The 16938-nt window shown below is 72.4% G+C and carries 17 protein-coding genes; 9 read left to right on the forward strand and 8 right to left on the reverse strand.

Annotated elements, in window-relative coordinates:
- The 5 genes from ACIRC0_RS30605 to hutU form a co-directional block, all read right to left on the reverse strand.
- Window positions 1-904: transposase (locus tag ACIRC0_RS30605; RefSeq protein ID WP_403622383.1), on the reverse strand; the 904-nt coding region annotated here is incomplete at its 3' end.
- Window positions 905-1043: 139 nt separating this feature from the next.
- On the reverse strand, window positions 1044-2252 hold the full coding sequence (gene hutI, locus ACIRC0_RS30610) for an imidazolonepropionase (protein ID WP_403622386.1): 1209 nt from the start codon (window positions 2250-2252) through the stop codon (window positions 1044-1046).
- A 62-nt stretch (window positions 2253-2314) separates the two neighbouring features.
- Window positions 2315-3655, reverse strand: a complete 1341-nt coding sequence (locus ACIRC0_RS30615) for a formimidoylglutamate deiminase (RefSeq protein ID WP_403622389.1) — start codon at window positions 3653-3655, stop codon at window positions 2315-2317.
- Complete coding sequence (locus ACIRC0_RS30620; protein ID WP_403622392.1) at window positions 3646-4863, reverse strand: allantoate amidohydrolase; 1218 nt, start codon at window positions 4861-4863, stop codon at window positions 3646-3648. Before ACIRC0_RS30620 ends, ACIRC0_RS30615 begins: the two co-directional genes overlap by 10 nt.
- Window positions 4860-6524, reverse strand: a complete 1665-nt coding sequence (gene hutU / locus ACIRC0_RS30625) for a urocanate hydratase (protein WP_403622395.1) — start codon at window positions 6522-6524, stop codon at window positions 4860-4862. Before hutU ends, ACIRC0_RS30620 begins: the two co-directional genes overlap by 4 nt.
- 143 nt (window positions 6525-6667) lie before the next feature.
- Between hutU and ACIRC0_RS30630 the strand changes: the two genes are divergently transcribed.
- The 5 genes from ACIRC0_RS30630 (at window position 6668) to ACIRC0_RS30650 (ending at window position 10543) form a co-directional block, all read left to right on the forward strand.
- A complete protein-coding gene (locus ACIRC0_RS30630) occupies window positions 6668-8080 on the forward strand; it encodes a diaminopimelate decarboxylase (RefSeq protein ID WP_403622399.1) in 1413 nt (470 codons plus the stop codon).
- Window positions 8081-8304: 224 nt separating this feature from the next.
- The gene (locus tag ACIRC0_RS30635; protein ID WP_366028317.1) at window positions 8305-8703 is read left to right on the forward strand and encodes a hypothetical protein; all 399 of its coding nucleotides are present in this window, start codon (window positions 8305-8307) and stop codon (window positions 8701-8703) included.
- The gene (locus tag ACIRC0_RS30640) at window positions 8700-9584 is read left to right on the forward strand and encodes a transcriptional regulator (RefSeq protein ID WP_403622402.1); all 885 of its coding nucleotides are present in this window, start codon (window positions 8700-8702) and stop codon (window positions 9582-9584) included. The genes ACIRC0_RS30635 and ACIRC0_RS30640 overlap by 4 nt, the downstream gene beginning before the upstream one ends.
- A 43-nt stretch (window positions 9585-9627) precedes the next feature.
- Window positions 9628-10152, forward strand: a complete 525-nt coding sequence (locus ACIRC0_RS30645; protein WP_403622405.1) for a roadblock/LC7 domain-containing protein — start codon at window positions 9628-9630, stop codon at window positions 10150-10152.
- A 16-nt stretch (window positions 10153-10168) separates the two neighbouring features.
- Window positions 10169-10543, forward strand: a complete 375-nt coding sequence (locus tag ACIRC0_RS30650; RefSeq protein ID WP_403622408.1) for a hypothetical protein — start codon at window positions 10169-10171, stop codon at window positions 10541-10543.
- Between the two features lie 43 nt (window positions 10544-10586).
- On the opposite strand, the gene ACIRC0_RS30655 is transcribed toward ACIRC0_RS30650, so the two are convergent.
- The 3 genes from ACIRC0_RS30655 to ACIRC0_RS30665 all read right to left on the reverse strand — a co-directional run bounded on the left by ACIRC0_RS30655 (window position 10587) and on the right by ACIRC0_RS30665 (window position 13135).
- Window positions 10587-11171 (reverse strand): hypothetical protein, encoded by a 585-nt coding sequence (locus ACIRC0_RS30655; protein ID WP_403622411.1) that lies wholly within the window; start codon window positions 11169-11171, stop codon window positions 10587-10589.
- Window positions 11172-11275: 104 nt separating this feature from the next.
- Window positions 11276-12118 (reverse strand): MurR/RpiR family transcriptional regulator, encoded by an 843-nt coding sequence (locus ACIRC0_RS30660; RefSeq protein WP_403622414.1) that lies wholly within the window; start codon window positions 12116-12118, stop codon window positions 11276-11278.
- A 261-nt stretch (window positions 12119-12379) separates the two neighbouring features.
- Window positions 12380-13135: a helix-turn-helix domain-containing protein gene (locus ACIRC0_RS30665; protein ID WP_403623012.1), complete on the reverse strand. Its 756-nt coding sequence runs from the start codon at window positions 13133-13135 to the stop codon at window positions 12380-12382.
- 224 nt (window positions 13136-13359) lie between these two features.
- Here ACIRC0_RS30665 and ACIRC0_RS30670 point away from each other — a divergent pair, with 224 nt between their 5' ends.
- The 4 genes from ACIRC0_RS30670 to ACIRC0_RS30685 all read left to right on the forward strand — a co-directional run bounded on the left by ACIRC0_RS30670 (window position 13360) and on the right by ACIRC0_RS30685 (window position 16475).
- On the forward strand, window positions 13360-14025 hold the full coding sequence (locus ACIRC0_RS30670; protein WP_403622417.1) for a DUF4097 family beta strand repeat-containing protein: 666 nt from the start codon (window positions 13360-13362) through the stop codon (window positions 14023-14025).
- Between the two features lie 30 nt (window positions 14026-14055).
- Entirely contained in the window at window positions 14056-15012 is a 957-nt protein-coding gene (locus ACIRC0_RS30675; RefSeq protein ID WP_403622420.1) for an ATP-binding cassette domain-containing protein, read from the forward strand.
- Complete coding sequence (locus ACIRC0_RS30680; RefSeq protein ID WP_403622423.1) at window positions 15009-15800, forward strand: ABC transporter permease; 792 nt, start codon at window positions 15009-15011, stop codon at window positions 15798-15800. The genes ACIRC0_RS30675 and ACIRC0_RS30680 overlap by 4 nt, the downstream gene beginning before the upstream one ends.
- Before the next feature lie 249 nt (window positions 15801-16049).
- Window positions 16050-16475 carry a hypothetical protein gene (locus ACIRC0_RS30685; RefSeq protein ID WP_403623015.1) on the forward strand — a complete coding sequence of 142 codons (426 nt, stop codon included), beginning with the start codon at window positions 16050-16052 and terminating at the stop codon, window positions 16473-16475.
- The last annotated feature ends 463 nt before the right edge of the window (window positions 16476-16938 follow it).

A 16938-nucleotide genomic window follows, 5' to 3' on the forward strand; every position in this document is an offset into this window, starting at 1 on the left:
GCAACGCGCCCAGCTGGGAGACCCACGCAGAGCGGTGAGTCAGCCTGGGGTGGAGCCGGTCCCAGGCCTTGGCGGTGGCCGTGCCATACAAACGGGTCTTGGTCACGGTCGTCGCATCGGGAGTGTTCCAGGTGGCCGGGTCGCCGAAGACGAACTCGCCGCCGTGGCGGGGCGGACGGCCCCGGGTGCCCGCCTCGCGGGGCGGTGCCGCCCGGCGCAGGACACGGTCTGAGCGCATCCGGCCCAGTACCTGCACCGGCAAGTCGTTGAGCAGGTGGGCCAGGCGGGGCACGTCGTATCCGGCGTCCACCACGATGAGGATGTCCGGGTCGTCGTCCCTCCACTGTCCGGCCGCGATGAGCCGCTCGGTCAGCTCGCGCATCTGCCGGGCGGTGACCGTGGCGGCGTCGTCCCCCGGAGCCAGACGCAGGGCGTCCAGCGGAGCGGTCCATGAGCTGCGGCCTGCTTCCAGCGCGCAGATGATCGAGTAGGGCCAGCCAGGGATGGGGATGTGCTGGTCCTTGCCGCGGCCGTAGGTGTGGCACAGGATCCGCTGCGGTGAGGTGTGGGCGTCGGGGCGCAGCCAGCAGGTGATGTCGGCGGCCAGCACCAGCCGGCCGTCCGCCGCTCGCGGCAGCGGCACCGCAGCCAGAGCCCGTCGCAGCCGGGCGATGTCCACCCCGCCCGCGGCCAGGGCGTCATACAGCCCGCCGTGTCCGCGGCGATGCTCGCCGACCAGCGACAGTTCCACCAGCGAGCGAACTGGGCCGTCCGCGCACAGCACAGCGTCGGCCAGCTCGAACAGCGCATCCGAACGCTTGGCCAGGCAGGAGTAGAACTCGCCCCGGAAGCGTGACAGTTCCGCCAACGCCTCCTGCCGGGCATCGCGATGCAGCAGACTCATCCTCACGGCCTTCGTGCTGGACGTGTGTGTTCCTTGGTCGGAGCACATGTTCAGACGAAGGCCGCTTCTGCGTACGGCAGTTACCGGACCGAGTGATCAAGTTCGACGCACCATTCGACGCCGGAGGTTAAAGATCAAGCTAGGCGACCCTCCGGCCCCGCCGCCACACCTCGTCGACCAGGGGCACGCCCGGGCGGTAGGCCAGGTGGACGTGGCTCGGGGCGTCGAGGAACGCCAGGTCCGCGTAGGCGCCCGGGGAGAGGCGTCCGACGTCCGTGCGGCGCAGGGCACGGGCGCCGCCGGCCGTGGCCGACCACAGCGCCTCGTCCGGGGTCATGCGCATGTCCCGCACGGCGAGCGCGATGCAGAACGGCACGGAGGACGTGTAGGACGAGCCGGGGTTGCAGTCGGTGGACAGGGCGACCGTGACGCCCGCGTCGAGGAGGCGGCGGGCGTCGGGCCACTCGGCGCGGGTGGAGAACTCGGCGCCCGGCAGCAGGGTGGCGACCGTGTCGCTGTTCGCGAGGGCGTCGACGTCGGCGTCCGTCAGGTGCGTGCAGTGGTCGGCGCTGGCCGCGCCGAGTTCGACGGCGAGTTGCACGCCCGGGCCGTACGACAGCTGGTTGGCGTGGACCCGCGGGTGCAGGCCCTTCTCCAGGCCCGCGGTGAGGATCGCGCGGGCCTGGTCGCCGTCGAAGGCGCCCTTCTCGCAGAAGACGTCGATCCAGCGGGCGTGCGGCGCGCAGGCGTCGAGCATCTCGCCGGTGACCAGGGCCACGTAGGCGGCCGGGTCGTCGGCGTAGTCGGGGGAGACGATGTGGGCGCCGAGGTAGGTGACCTCGTCGGTGTGCGCGGAGGCGATCCGCAGGGCGCGTTCCTCGTCGTGGACCGTGAGGCCGTAGCCGGACTTGGTCTCCAGGGTGGTGGTGCCCTGGCGGAGGGCCTCGGTGAGGTGGCGGACGAGGTTGGTCTCCAGTTCCGCGTCCGTCGCGGCCCGGGTCGCCGCCACCGTGGTGCGGATGCCGCCCGCCGTGTAACCGCGGCCCGACATACGGGCGTTGAACTCCTCGGTGCGGTCGCCCGCGAAGACCAGGTGCGAGTGGGAGTCCACGAAGCCCGGGATCACCGCGCGGCCGCCGGCGTCGACCCGATTGTCAGTGGCGGGTGCTTTGCTCGACTCACCGATCCAGGAGACGCGGTCGCCGTCGATGACGAGGGCCGCGTCCCGGATCAGTCCGAGGGGGGACCCTCCCCCACTCTCGAATTTGCTCGAGCGGGGGGACCCCCATCCGAGGGAGGGGTCGTTGGTGACCAGGCTGGCGATGTTGGTGATGACGGTGCTGCTCATGAGTTCCTCGTGGGTGGCCGGGCCGTCGGCGGGCGGCGTCGCGGACGTGTGGCTTCGGGTCGTCAGGCGCGCAGGGCTTCGACGGCGTCCGCCAGCGCCCGTGGCACGTCCGGTACGAGCAGGTGGGCTCCGTCGCGGACGACCTGCCGGCCGCCCACGACCGTATGGCGCACATCCGCTGCCGTCGCGGCGAATACGGCCGTCTCGGCGCCCAGCCGTGGCAGGGGCCCCGCGGTCCTGACCGAGTCGAGCGCGATCGTCGTGAAGTCGGCGAGCGCGCCCGCCTCCAGGGCGCCGGCGCCGTCCCAGCCGAGCGCGGCGTGCCCGTCGGCGGAGGCGGCCCGCAGCAGGGCGGCCGCCGTCCAGTGGCCGCGTGTGCGGGTGCGCAGCCGCTCGTTCAGCTCCATCGCGCGGGCCTCCTCGAACAGGTCGATGACGGCGTGGCTGTCGGAGCCGAGACACAGCGGCGAGCCGGCCGCCTGCAGGGCCGGGGCCGGACCGATGCCGTCGGCGAGGTCCCGCTCGGTGGTGGGGCACATGCAGGTGCCGGTGCCGGTGGAGCCGATCAGCCGGATGTCCTCGTCCGTGAGGTGCGTGTTGTGCACCCCGGTGGTGCGCGGCCCGAGGACGCCGTGGTCGGCGAGGAGCCGGGTCGGGGTGTGGCCGTGTGCCTGTTGGCAGGCGTCGTTCTCGGCCGTCTGCTCCGACAGGTGCACATGCAGCGGGGCCCGCCGCTCCTGCGCCCAGCGCGCCACCGTCGCCAACTGGTCGGCGGGCACCGCCCGTACGGAGTGGATCGCCGCACCGATCCGTGCGTGATCGCGTTCCTTGAGAACTGAACAGCGTTCGGCCCAGGCCTCGGCCGTGCCGTCGGAGAAGCGGAGCTGGTGGGTGTTGGGGGGCTGTCCGAAGCCGGCGGACAGGTAGGCGGTGTCGAGGAGGGTGATACGGATGCCGGCCTCGGCGGCGGCCGCGATCAGCGCCTCCCCCATGGCGTTGGGGTCGGCGTAGGGGGTGCCGCCGGGGGCGTGGTGCACGTAGTGGAACTCGCCGACGGCGGTGACCCCGGCCAGCGCCATCTCCGCGTACACGGCACGGGCGAGCGCGTGGTACGTGTCGGGGGTCAGTCTGTCCGCGAACGAGTACATGACCTCCCGCCAGGTCCAGAAGGTCCCCGAGCCGATCTGGACGGTGCCGCGCAAGGCGCGGTGGAAGGCGTGGCTGTGGGCGTTGGCGAGCCCGGGGAGGGTCAGCCCGCGCAGTACCTCGGCGCCGGGCGGTGGGGCGTCGACGCCGGTGTGGACCGCGGTGATGCGCCCGTCGGCCACCTCCAGGGCGACACCCGGCTCGACGGCCGGGTCGAGCCAGGCGTGCTCCAGCCAGTACGTCCGTGTCACCTGCACACCAGCCCTTCCAGTACGTCGGCGAGTGCGGCCACCCCGGCCAGGCAGTCGTCCTCGGCGGCGTACTCGGCCGGGGAGTGCGACACGCCTGTCGGGTTGCGCACGAACAGCATGGCGGTCGGGATGCTCCCGGAGAGGATCCCGGCGTCGTGTCCCGCCCCGGTCCCGAGGACGGGCACGGTCAGGTCGGTGTCCCGGCCGAGGATGCGCGCAAGTTCGTCCCGCAGGGCGTGGTCGAACTCGACGACCGGCGTGAACGACTCGCGCACCACGTCCAGATCGACACCATGCGCGTCGGCGTACTCCCGGGCCGCCTTCTGGATGCCGCCGAGCACGGTGTCGAGGCTCGCCTGGTCGGCGGCACGGGAGTCGAGCCAGCCACGGACGAGGGACGGGATCGCGTTGACCCCGTTGGGCTCGACGGCGATCTTCCCGAAGGTGGCGACGGCACCGGCGAGTTCGGCCTCGCGACGGGCGGCGAGCACGGTCTCGGCGTACGGCAGCATGGGGTCGCGCCGGTCGGCCAGCCGGGTGGTCCCCGCGTGGTTGGCCTCGCCCCGGAAGTCGAACCGCCACCGGCCGTGCGGCCAGATGGCACTGGCGACGCCGACGGCGTCCCCGCCGATGTCGAGCGCCCGCCCCTGCTCGACATGCAGTTCGACGAACGCGCCGATACGGCCGAGCCGCTCGGGATCGGGCCCGATGGCGTCGGGGTCGTACCCGGCGGCCTCCATGGCCCGCGGCAAGGTGACCCCGTCGCCGTCGGTCAGCCGGTGGGCCTGCTCGCGGGTGAGCTGCCCGGCGGCGAGCCGCGACCCGACGCAGGCCAGCCCGAACCGGGCGCCTTCCTCGTCGCCGAAGTTGACGATGCCGAAGGGCTTGGCGAACCGGACGTTCCTGCTCCGCAGCTCGTCGAGCGCGGCGAAGGCGGACACGACCCCGAGAGGCCCGTCGAAGGCCCCGCCGTCGGGCACGGAGTCGAGGTGGGACCCGGTGACCACGGCGTCCCCCTGGGCGGGGTACCCGAGCCAGGCCCACTGGTTCCCGTTCCGGTCGACTTCGTGGACCAGCCCCCGGGCTTCGGCCTGCTCCTCGAACCAGGCCCGGCACTCGGCATCGGCACCGGTCCAGGCGAAGCGGCGGTAGCCACCGGAGGCGGAGTCGCGGCCGACCGGCAGCAACTCCGACCACATGCTGTGGAAGGTCACGCGTCGTCACCCTCGCGCAACGGCACCCGCACGCCCCGCTCCTCGGCGACGGACTCCGCGATGTCGTACCCGGCGTCGACGTGCCGGATGACACCCATCCCGGGGTCGTTGGTGAGGACCCGGCGGATCTTCTCGCCGCCGAGCCTGGTGCCGTCGGCCACCGTCACCTGCCCGGCGTGGATGGACCTGCCCATCCCCACGCCGCCACCGTGGTGGATGGACACCCACGAGGCGCCGGACGCCACGTTGACCATGGCGTTCAGCAACGGCCAGTCCGCGATCGCGTCCGACCCGTCGAGCATCGCCTCCGTCTCGCGGTACGGAGAGGCGACGGACCCGCTGTCGAGGTGGTCACGGCCGATGACGATCGGCGCGCTCAGCTCCCCGCTCGCCACCATGTCGTTGAACCGCTCACCGGCCTTGTCCCGCTCCCCGTACCCGAGCCAGCAGATACGCGCCGGAAGCCCCTGGAAGTGGACCCGCTCACCGGCCATCTTGATCCAGCGCGCGAGGGACTCGTTCTCGGGGAAGAGCTCGAGGATCGCCTTGTCGGTCTTCGCGATGTCCGCCGGGTCGCCCGACAGCGCCGCCCACCGGAACGGGCCCTTCCCCTCGCAGAACAGCGGCCGGATGTAGGCGGGGACGAACCCGGGGAAGGCGAATGCCCGCTCGTAGCCCGCGAGCTGCGCCTCACCGCGGATCGAGTTGCCGTAGTCGAAGACCTCCGCACCGGCGTCCATGAAGCCGACCATGGCCTCGACGTGCCGGGCCATCGACTCACGCGCGCGGGTGGTGAAGCCGGCCGGGTCCTTGGCGGCGTAGGCGGCCATGTCCTCGAAGGCGACGCCGACCGGCAGGTACGACAGCGGGTCGTGGGCCGAGGTCTGGTCGGTGACGATGTCGATGGGGGCGCCCATGGCGAGGAGCTGCGGCACCAGCTCGGCGGCGTTGCCGAGGACGCCGATGGACAGCGGACGGCGGGCGTCGCGCGCCTCGGCGGCCAGCTGGAGTGCGTGCTCCAGGGAGTCGGCCTTCACGTCCAGGTACCGGTGCTCGATGCGGCGCTCGATGGCCCGCGGGTCGCAGTCGATGCAGATCGCGACGCCGTCGTTCATGGTGACGGCGAGCGGCTGGGCGCCGCCCATGCCGCCGAGGCCGGCGGTCAGGGTGATGGTTCCGGCCAGCGAACCGCCGAACTTCTTGGCGGCGACGGCGGCGAACGTCTCGTAGGTGCCCTGCAGGATGCCCTGGGTGCCGATGTAGATCCAGGAGCCGGCGGTCATCTGCCCGTACATCGTCAGGCCGAGGGCCTCCAGGCGGCGGAACTCCTCCCAGTTGGCCCAGTCGCCGACGAGGTTGGAGTTGGCGATGAGGACGCGCGGGGCCCACTCGTGGGTCTGCATGACGCCGACTGGGCGGCCGGACTGGACGAGCATCGTCTCGTCCTGCTTGAGGGTCTGCAGCGTGCGGACCATCGCGTCGAAGGAGCGCCAGTCGCGCGCGGCCTTGCCGGTGCCGCCGTAGACGACGAGCTTGTCGGGGTGCTCGGCGACCTCGGGGTCGAGGTTGTTCTGCAGCATCCGCAGGGCGGCCTCCTGCTGCCATCCCAGGGCGCTCAGTTCGGTGCCGCGGGGCGCTCGGACGGGGCGGGGTCCTGACATGGTCTGCCTCCTGGTGGACGGCGTCACGCGGCGGGGGCGCGCGGGACTGTTGCAGTGGTTATTCACATCCTGGCTGTCTGAATAGAACTAGTCAATACGTCCTTGCGCCAGCAGGGCGGGGGCCGGGATGTTTGGCTGGAGGCATGACCGCAGACGGTGGCACGGGGACGGGGGGCGCGGTGGACGTGGGGAAGATCGAGACAGGGGCACGCGGCGACGGCCGCGACGCCGAGCGGGTGGCGCGGCGGGACGACGCCGTGCGGGCCGCCGTCGAACACGGACTGCTGGGGCCGGACGCCCCGCTCGTCGGCCTGCTGGACGTCGTGGGCATCCGGGACTCGGCGGCTGCGCTGCGGGCGGCCTTCGACGCGGTGGTGGCGCCGGGGACGCCGGTGCTGCACGCGTTCGCGGTCAAGGCGACCCCGCTGGTGCCGGTGCTGCGGCTGCTGCGCGAGGCGGGCATCGGCGCGGAGGTGGCGAGTCCGGGCGAGATGGCGCTGGCCCGGGCGGCGGGGGTGGCCCCGGAGTGCATCGTGCTGGACTCGCCCGCCAAGACGGCGGCCGAGCTGCGCCGGGCGCTGGAGCTGGGCGCCGCCGTGAACGCGGACAGCCCGCAGGAGCTGACGCGGCTCGACGAGCTGGTCCGCACGGTGAGGACGGACTCCCCGCTGGGGATCCGGGTGAATCCGCAGACCGGGGCCGGTTCGATCCGGGCGCTGTCGACGGCGACGGCCACCTCGAAGTTCGGGGTGGCGTTGCGGGACGAGGGGGCGCGCGAGTGGGTGGTGCGCGCCTATGCGGAGCGGCCCTGGCTGACGCGGCTGCACGCGCACTCCGGCTCCCAGGGGGTGCCGCTGTCGCTGATGGCGCGGGGTATCGCGGAGACGTATGCGCTCGCCGAGGAGATCAACCGGCACGTCGGCCGTCGGCAGATCGACACGATCGACATCGGCGGCGGTCTGCACGTCAACTTCGGCTCCGATGTCACGACGCCGACGTACGCGCAGTACGCGCGGCTGCTGGCGGAGGCGGTGCCGGGGCTGTTCGACGGACGGTACGGACTGGTCACGGAGTTCGGGCGGTCGCTGCTGGCCAAGCACGGGACGCTGGTGGCGCGCGTGGAGTACACCAAGAGCGCGGGCGGCCGGGCCGTCGCGGTCACGCACGCGGGGGTGCAGGTCGCGGTGCGGACGGTGTACGCGCCGGCGTCCTGGCCGCTGCGAATCGCCGCCTACGACGCGAAGGGGCGCTCCAAGGAGGGACCCGAGGTGGTGCAGGACGTGGCGGGACCGGCCTGCTTCGCGGGTGACCTGCTGGCCGAGGCGCGGGCGCTGCCGCTTCTGGAGCAGGGCGACCACGTGGCGGTGCTGGACACCGGCGCGTACTACTTCGCGCACCACTACGCCTACAACTCCCTTGCCCGGCCGGGGGTGTACGGCTACGCGCCGGACGGCGGCGGCGGAATCCGGTTCGGCGTCGTACGGGAGCCGCAGTCGGTCGAGGAGATCGTGGCGGAGTCGGGCGGGGGGCGCGCGGGAGCATTGTCGGAGCTCTGACGAAACCGCGCGCCCTCCCCGGTATGCACGCGGCCGGCATACCCGCACGTCAACGAGGAGGAGCCTCACTTGCGCCCAACGCCGCGGTAAACAGGGTCAGTTGACCCACCTTAGCGGTCCCGCGCATGTTCCACTGGAAAATGCCAGATCCCTCACCCCTCGCGCACACGTTGCGTAGCGTCTGTGTCACTCAGCCGTACCCGAGGCGGGAGGGGAGCACCGCTGTGCCCGGAATCGACGAGTGTCTGCTGGAAGCCATGCGCCTGCCCGGTGCCCGGGGTGCCGCGGTGGTCGACTGGACGAGCGGGCTCGCCCTGGGCACGGTCGGCGACGCGCCCGGCGGTGACCACGAGACGACCGCGGCTGAGGCGGCGGAACTGGCCCGGCTGGCCGCCGAACACCGCGCGTTCGCCCCCGAGGGGGACGCCGACTGGTCCGAGGACGCCTGCCCGGTCGAGGACCTGATCATCGCCAACCGGGACAGCTACCACCTGCTCCGCTTCGTCCCGACGACCTTCGACAGCAGCGTCTTCCTGCACCTGTGGCTGGCGCGCGAGGACGGCAACCTCGCCCTCGCCCGCATCCGGCTCGGCGAGATGGCCGGACGGCTGGTGCTGGGATGACGATGGTCAGAGTCCCTTCACCGCCCCCGCTGCCGGTACGGCAGGGGACGCGGATCCCGGGCGGCGGCCTGTCCCCCATGCTCAGCCGGCTCGCTGCCGAGCGGGCCACCGGCGTGCTGATGCGCGAGGGCGGCATGCTCCACCTGTCCGAGGGCCAGGTGGTGTACGCGGAGAGCCCCGCCACCCCGGGCCTCGACAGCCTGCTCATCGCGCACGGCGTGCTCGACGAGGAGGGCTGGCGGCAGGCGCTCGCACAGGCGGGGCCGCAGGGGCTGGTGGGCCGGTTCCTCGTCGACAGCGGCCGGATCGTCGAGGGAGCGCTGGAGCTGTGCCATCTGGGGGCGCTGTTCGACGCGGCGTACTTCGTGCTGGGCCCGAGCAGCGCCCCCGCCCGCTTCCGCTACGGCGAGGCCCACTGGCTGGGGCCGGTGCACCCGGTTCCGGTGACCGCGGTGGAGCGGGAGACGCTGCGCCGCCGGGACCTGCTCCACACCATCTGGCCCGACCCGGTGATCGACGAGGCCCCCCTGGTCCGCGCCGACCGCCCGACGGTCCCGACGGTCACGCCCCGCCAGGAAGCCGTACTGGGCCGCGTCGACGGAACACGAACGGCGGCGGACATCTCACGGGCACTGGGCCGCCCGGCGTTCCACACCCTCGTGGACATAAGGCGCCTGGCAGCGGCTGGGTTCGTATCGCCCCGCATCGCCGCGCCGGCACCAGCCCACGCCCCCGCACCGACAGCGGCACCGGCACCGGCACCGGCACCGGCACCGGCACCGGGCGACGCGCCACCCGCACCCACCGAAGAGCTGCTGCCCTACCAAGACCCCCACATCACCTTGCTGAAAAGGCTGAGAGATGCGCTGGAGGCCCTTTGACCGCCCCGCGCGGCAGCGACCTCGCGCCGAGAGGAGACAGCTGATGACAGCCGAGGCGGACGTCCTGGACGAACTCCGCCGACTGAGATCCCGCATCCCCCAGCTGACCGGCTCCCTCGCCGCCAGCGTCGACGGGCTCGTCCTCGCCCAGGACGCGCCCGGCGTCGAACCGGAAGGCGTCGCCGCGCTCACCGCGGCCGCGCTGGGCGTCGCCGTACGGCTGGCGCAGGCGACGGGACAGGGCGACTTCCGCGAGGTGCTCGTCCGCGGCGTCCACGGTTACGTGGCCACGTACGCCGCGGGCCGCAACGCCGTTCTGACTGTGCTCGCCCAGGACCGCGTCAACGTCGGCCGCCTGCACCTGGAGGGCCGCCGTGCGAGCGCCCGGATCGGCGAGCTGGTCGACGAGGCCGCCGCCCGCGCCGAGCCGCCACCACAGCCCTCCGCCCCATGGACCCCCACCGAGACCCCACCCACCAGGCCCGCACCACCCACGCGGACCCGCACCGCGCGCACCCCCGCGAGCCCACGCCCGGCCGCGAACGCGCGTACCACCACCGAAAGTTGAAAGGACTCATCCCGAAATGGCCAACACCGAAACCGCGCTGAAAGAGGCGCTCGCCTCCATCGAGGGCGCGACCGGAGTCGCCCTCGTCGACTACACCAGCGGTATGGCGCTGGGCACGATGGGCGGCAGCAAGAGCTTCGACCTCACCGTCGCGGCCGCCGGCAACACCGACGTCGTACGGGCCAAGCTGCGCACCATGGAACACCTCGGGCTCAAGGGCCAGATCGAGGACATCCTGATCACACTGTCCGACCAGTACCACCTGATCCGGCTGCTCACCGGCCGCGGCGGCAACGGCCTGTTCCTCTACCTCGTCCTGGACGCCAAGCGGGCCAACCTGGCGATGGCCCGCCACCAGCTGAAGAAGATCGAGGAGGAACTGGAGGTCTGACCCTCCGCCCGGCCGCTGCCCGCGCCAGTGCCCGACAGGGGCGCTAGACCAGCTCGGCGGTACGGCGGCGCGCCCCGCCCGGGGCCGCGTCGCCGGCCGCGATGCCGGTGCTGCGGTAGCCCTTGACCGGCTTGCCCGCGGGGCCGCCGCCCCGGCGGCCGAGCCAGTCGACGCGCACCCACAGCAGCACGTCGTCGGCCTTCTCCCGCCGCCCGAGCCAGGCGGCCTTCAGGCGCAGCCCGGCGCCGGTTCCGGCGAGCAGCATGCCCCCGGCGGCGGGCACCGCGAAGGAGCTGCCGAGCGCGGCGGCGAAGGCGGCGAGCAGCCACCAGCGGTGCCCGCGCCGCCAGGTGCGGACGGTGACCGCGCGGTCCTGGAGGATGTCGTACTTCCCGGCGCGGGCGGCAGCGCCGGCGAGGGCGGCGTACCGCTTGCGGCGGGACCAGGTGACGACGGCGGTCGCGACGATGAACAGCGCGGCCCCGGCCAGGACGCCGATCCGGCGTCCGGTCACACCCGGCACGAGCGCCCCGATACCGGCCGCGAACACCCCGAGCCACCACAGCGGTGCTGCCCCCGCCCGCACGACGACGGCCACCCGAGCCAGTCCCTGTCCTCCGCGCACCACGTCCGGCCTCCCGTCTCCTCCTGTGAAGCGCCTCAGTGCAGAGAGGCTAGCGAGGGAACCTGAGACGAGTCTGAAAAACCCCGCGCCGAGGCGGGCGGACCGGGCTACTCGACGAACAGCCCCCGGGCCGCGGCCCGCGTGTCGAACTCCTCCAGGCGGGCCTGGGCGTCCGGCAGGTCGTCGCACATCGCTTCGAGGAGGACCCGTCCGAGGAGCATCGGCGCACAGGCCGTGTCGAAGGCGAGCCCCGTACCGACGGCGGCCGGCAGCAGCAGGTCGGACACCTTGGCCACGGGCGCGAACGCCGAGTCGGCGACCGTGACCACCGTCAGGCCCGCCTCCCTGGCATACGCCAGCGTGTCGACGACCTCGCGCGGATGCCGGGGCAGCGCGAAGCAGAGCAACGCGCTCGCGCCCGCCCGTACGGCCGCGTCGATACGGTCCTGGAGCATCGTGCCGCCCTCGTCGAGCAGCCGGACGTCCGGGTGGACCTTGGCCGCGAAGTACGCGAAGCCGTACGCCTGGGAGGCCGCGGCGCGCAGGCCGAGCACCGGCAGGGGGCGCGAGGCGGCGAGTATCCGGCCGGCCTTGTGCACCGGCTGCGGGTCGGCCAGCGCCTCCGCCAGATGCCTCAGGTTCTCTATCTCGGCCTCCACGGCCTGCTGGTACTCGTTGTACGCCCCGGCCCCCGCCGCCTGTTCCGGGGGCGCGACCTCGCGCAGGTGCCGGCGCAGCGCGGGGTAGCCGTCGAAGCCGAGAGCGACCGCGAAGCGGGTCACGGACGGCTGGCTGACCCCGGCGAGTTCGGCCAGCTCCACGCTCGACAGAAACGGCACGTCGGCGGCCCGTCGCACCATGCTGTGCGCGATGCGCCGCTGGGTCGGCGTGAGCCGGTGCCCCTCGAAGAGCGCCTGCAGCCGCGCGGCAGGGCTGTCGGCCACGCTCATGACGTGCTCCCCCTCCCAGGGTCCGTGATCACCGCCCGACTATTCAAGCACCGAGAACTCTGCATGGCGATATGCAAGCCGGCCATCCGTCCCCCGCCCGATCCGGCCCCGATCCCTCTCTCTGCCCCCAGCCGCGCACCGGCGGGCCCACGATGGCGTCGGATCGGGTCGACGGCTCGGGCGCGGGCACCACCGGCTGTGGCCGTCACGGCGGCTGGCGGCTGGCGCCAGCTCATCCGCGACCCGAACCAGGACGGCTGCCTATCCGCGGTCCGAAGATGGCTTGACCGTGCCGTCCGAGGTGGTTTCGGGTTGCGTGTGGAGGATCTCGCGGGCCTGCTCCGCGGCGCGGGCGATGCTCTCGCCGACGAAGTCGAGGAAGCGGGCGATGTTCTCCAGGCGGGCGGCGGCCGGGCTCTCGGGGCCGAGGATGCTGACGCCCTGCCGGGCGGTCTGGGCGAGCTGGGCGTTGGCTCGGGCGGCGGCGAGCATCGACTGGTACCAGACGTCGTCGTCGACGCGGTAGCGCTCGCGTCGGCGTTCGTCGCGTTCCCGGCCGACGAGGCCCTGGCTTTCGAGGAACGCGATCGCTTTGGAGACGGACGCCGGGCTGACCTGGAGGCGCTGGACGAGTTCGGACGCGGTCAGGCTCCCCGCGTCGGCGGTGAGCAGGCAGGTCAGCACCCGGGCCATCATCTTGGGCAGGCCCTGCCCTATCAGGAGGGTGGTGAACACCTCCTCGTACTCGCGCACGGCCTCGGCGTCGCGTCCGTAGGCCTGCTCGGGCGCCTGCGGCCCCCGGAGCGCGGCCTGCCGGCGCCGGTGAGCGCGGCGTTCGGTCGCGCGGTGGGCGAGGTCTGCGCGATAGGCGGTGGGGCCGCCGTTGCGCATCACCTCACGCGTGATCGTCGAGGTGGGGCGGTCGAGACGCCTGGCGATCTCCGCGTAGGCGAGCCCGTCGGCCACGCCCAGCGCGATCTGCTGGCGTTCCTGCTGGGTGAGCCTGCCTCCCGGCACCGCGATCTCCCTCCGTGCTTCCTTGTGCCCCAGCATAGCGTTCACTCTCAATCCAATGCAACGAGCGCGGCGGCTGACGTTGCATTAGAAGCAGGCTCGTTGCAACGATTGTTAGCAATCTACCTGCATCTACGCTGATTATTCGCAACAAGGTCGTTGCTCGATCAGGCAACGCAACGTAGCGTTTCCAATGTCAGAAACGACAAGCGCAGGAGGAGAGCACGATGCAGAAGTTCGACACCCCCAGCCCGATCTCCGTCGACCTGGACATCCCCGCCGGGCGCGTGCAGTTCATCGCCGCCGACCGGGCCGACGCCACCGTCGAGGTCCTGCCCGCGAACGCCTCGAAGGCCCGCGACGTGAAGGCGGCGGAGCAGATCGAGGTCGCCTACGGCGACGGCGTCCTGCGGATCGCGGCCCCGGAGGCGAGGAACCAGCTCTTCGGCCCCTCGGGATCCGTCGAGGTGACCGTCCAGCTGCCCGCCGGCTCCCGCGTCAAGGCGAAGGCGGCCGGCGCCGAACTCCGGGTCGTCGGCCGCCTCGGCGACGTCGCCTTCGAAGGCGCGTACCGCCAGATCAAGATCGACGAGGCCGCGAGCGTCCGCCTCAGCGCGGTCGACGGCGACGTCGAGGTCGGCCGGCTGGGCGGCTCCGCGGAGATCAGCACCGCACGGGGCGACATCCGGATCGCCGAGGCCGGGCGCGGCACGGTCGTGCTGCGCACCGAGTCCGGCGACATCTCGGTCGCCGCCGCCGCCGGCGTCTCGGCCGCCTTGGACGCCGGCACCGGCCACGGCCGCATCAGCAACGCCCTCAAGAACGACGGCACCGCCGAACTCGACATCCGCGCCACCACCTCCCACGGCGACATCACCGCCCGCAGCCTGTAGATCCGTAGTCAGCAATAGGGGGCACCTCTCATGACCAACCTGGCCATCGCGGCGAACGGACTGCGCAAGTCCTACGGCGACAAGGTCGTGCTCGACGGCGTCGACCTGGCCGTTCCCGAAGGGACGATCTTCTCCCTGCTCGGCCCGAACGGCGCCGGCAAGACCACCGCCGTGAAGATCCTCTCCACCCTGATCAGCGCTGATGCCGGCGTGATCCACGTCGGTGGCCATGACCTGGCCGCCGCCCCCCAGGCGGTGCGCGCCGCGATCGGCGTCACGGGACAGTTCTCCGCCGTCGACGGCCTGATCACCGGCGAGGAGAACATGCTCCTCATGGCGGACCTGCACCACCTCTCCCGCCGCGAGGGCCGGCGCACCGCCGCCGAGCTGCTGGAGCGCTTCGACCTCACCGAGGCGGCGAAGAAGCCGGCGTCCACCTACTCCGGCGGCATGAAGCGGCGCCTCGACATCGCCATGACGCTGGTCGGAAACCCGCGGATCATCTTCCTCGACGAGCCGACCACCGGCCTCGACCCGCGCTCCCGCCACAACATGTGGCAGATCATCCGCGAGCTCGTCTCCGACGGCGTCACCGTCTTTCTCACCACGCAGTACCTGGAGGAGGCGGACGAGCTCGCCGACCGTATCGCCGTGCTCAACGACGGGAAGATCGCCGCCGAGGGCACCGCCGAGGAGCTGAAGCGGCTCGTCCCCGGCGGACACGTGCGGCTGCGCTTCGCCGACCCGGCCGCGTACCAGAGCGCCGTCCTCGCCCTGCGCGAGGTCACCCGGGACGACGAGGCACTGGCGCTGCAGCTCCCCAGCGACGGCAGCCAGCGCGAGCTGCGCTCCATCCTCGACTGGCTGGAATCGGCCGGCATCGAGGCGGACGAGCTGACCGTGCACACCCCCGACCTCGACGACGTGTTCTTCGCCCTGACGGGCGGCGCCGACATCCCCAACCAGCCCGAGGAGACCGTCCGATGAGCTCCCTGTCCCTGGCCGTGCGCGACTCCTCCACGATGCTGCGCCGCAACCTCCTGCACGCCCGGCGCTACCCGTCCCTCACCCTGAACCTGCTGCTCACCCCGGTCATGCTGCTGCTGTTGTTCGTCTACATCTTCGGCGACACCATGAGCGCGGGCATCGGTGGCGGCGGCGCCGACCGCTCCGCATACATCGCCTACCTCGTGCCGGGCCTGTTGCTGATGACCATCGGCAGCACCACGATCGGTACCGCGGTGTCCGTCTCCAACGACATGACCGAGGGCATCATCGCCCGCTTCCGCACGATGGCGATCCACCGTGGGTCCGTGCTCGTCGGGCACGTCGTCGGCAGTGTGCTGCAGTCGGTCATCAGCGTGGTCCTCGTGGGGGCCGTCGCCGTGGCCATCGGCTTCCGGTCCACGAACGCCACGGCCCTGGAGTGGATCGCGGCGTTCGGGCTGCTCACGCTGTTCGCCCTGGCGCTCACCTGGATCGCGGTCGGGATGGGCATGGTCAGCCCGAACGCCGAGGCCGCCAGCAACAACGCGATGCCGCTGATCTTCCTGCCGCTCATCTCCAGCACCTTCGTCCCGGTCGACGCGATGCCGGGCTGGTTCCAGCCGATCGCCGAGTACCAGCCGTTCACACCGGCCATCGAGACCTTGCGCGGCCTGCTGCTCGGCAGCGAGATCGGCCACAACGGGTGGCTCGCGATCGCCTGGTGCCTGGCGCTGACGGTCCTCGGCTACGTGTGGTCGAAGTCGGTGTTCGACCGCGACCCGAAGTAGCCGACACGAGCACGCGGGCCGCCTCCCGCAGCCCGGTCCCGCCGAGGGCGGCGTACCCCGACACCGCGTCGGCGTACGCCGCCCCGTCGGCGTTCTCGGCCATCCGCCGGGCCGGCGGTGCCCGCACCCGGCGCCGCGGCTCCGCCGCCGAAGAAACTGCCCCTCCTGCCGGTGGACCCCCGCCGGAACGGGGGGTTCTCCCCAGTGCGGGCAGGCTCCCGCTTCCCTACCGTTGTGCGCATGACCGGAATGGACGCGCGTGACGCCGACCTGAAGAAGGAACTCAACGCCACCCTGCAGGCCCGCAGGGAACTGGGCGAGGAGTACGAGTCGGCGCTGGTCGAATCCTTCCTGGAGAAGGTCGACCAGCGCATCGACGGCGCGATCGACCGCCGGGTGCGGCGGCAGCTGGCCGAGCAGCGCATGGTCGTGGCGCGCGGCGCGCGGTCGCCCCGGGCGACGGACTCCTGGGGCGAGCGTTTCGGCTTCGGCATCGTGTCGCTGGTGGTGGCGATCCCGCTCTCGGCGATCGGCGGCTCCTTCGGGGGCATGTCCGGCCTCGTGGCCGCCTGGTTCGGCATCGTCGGCGTCAACGCGGTCCAGGCCGCCCGCACCAACCCGGGCCTCTTCGGCCGCCGCCGCAAGTCCCCCCAGGACGCCGAGTGGGAAAACTGACCCTGCTCGGGTTCTGACCCTGCTCGAGTTCTGACCCTGCTCGGGTTCCGACCCAGCCCGGGTTCTGACCCTGCCCGGATACTGACGATCCCCAGCCGAACGAAAACCCGACGCCCACCGCAACCATCAATTGAGGGACCCCGACGGCGAGCACCACATCCGCGAGAGCGGCGCCGGTTAGGCGCAAAGAGTGCGCGCGGGGACCGCCGCACCCCCGTTGCCGGGGGGCGGGACGACGGCGGTCCCCGCGGGGGACGCGGGCCGGGTCAGGGCCGGGCTTGCGCGTCCGTGGCGTCCATGGAGGTCCGGGAGCCGCTCCGGAGGTCCTTGGCGCCGTTCGCTGCCGGCCGGGGCGGGGAGCCGCTCCCGCCGCCTGCCGACACCCACCAATGTGCCGGACCCGTGTTAAGCGGGTGCTGCGCGGACGTGACGCGCTCGTACCACTTCCGAGAAGCGGCTCTTC

It is taken from the genome of Streptomyces sp. NPDC093984 (assembly GCF_044764595.1).
Lineage (GTDB): Bacteria > Actinomycetota > Actinomycetes > Streptomycetales > Streptomycetaceae > Streptomyces > Streptomyces cynarae.